Annotated in this window: 1 protein-coding gene; it reads left to right on the plus strand. The window is 57.0% G+C overall.

The window, feature by feature from the left end; genetic code table 11:
* A partial coding sequence (locus tag ACZRJ6_RS26235) for a methyl-accepting chemotaxis protein (protein ID WP_463970667.1) occupies positions 1 to 609 on the plus strand: 609 nt, incomplete at its 5' end.
* Positions 610 to 623: the final 14 nt, after the last annotated feature.

The following is a 623-nucleotide window of genomic DNA, read 5'->3' on the forward strand; positions in this document are numbered from 1 at the left end:
GTGGAAAAAACCATTCTGGCAATGTCGGAGTTGTCGCAGAAAATCAGCCTGTCCTGCACCCAGATTGAAAACCTGAATGCCAGCACCGATAACATTGGCCACATTCTTGACGTGATCAAAGGCATCTCCCAGCAAACCAACCTGCTGGCCCTCAACGCCGCGATTGAAGCGGCACGGGCCGGGGAAGCCGGGCGCGGTTTTGCAGTGGTTGCCGATGAAGTACGCAACCTGGCCCACCGGACCCAGGAGTCGGCAGAAGAGATCCACAAGATGATCACCTCGTTGCAGATCGGTTCGCGCGAGGCGGTGACGACGATGAATGCCAGCCAGGTGTCCAGCGAAGAAAGTGTCGAGGTGGCCAACCAGGCCGGCGCACGGCTAGTCAGCGTGACCCAGCGGATCGTCGAGATCGACGGGATGAACCAGTCGGTAGCGGCGGCCACCGAGGAACAGACCGCCGTGGTGGAAACCCTCAACGTCGACATCAACCAAATCAACATGCTGAACCAGCAGGGCGTCGTCAACCTCAACGAAACCTTGAAAGACTGTGATGCACTCTCGCAACAAGCCAGCCGTTTGAAGCAGTTGGTCGATAGCTTCAAGATCTGACATTCGTTCTGCAA

The organism is Pseudomonas sp. C321, assembly GCF_055407105.1.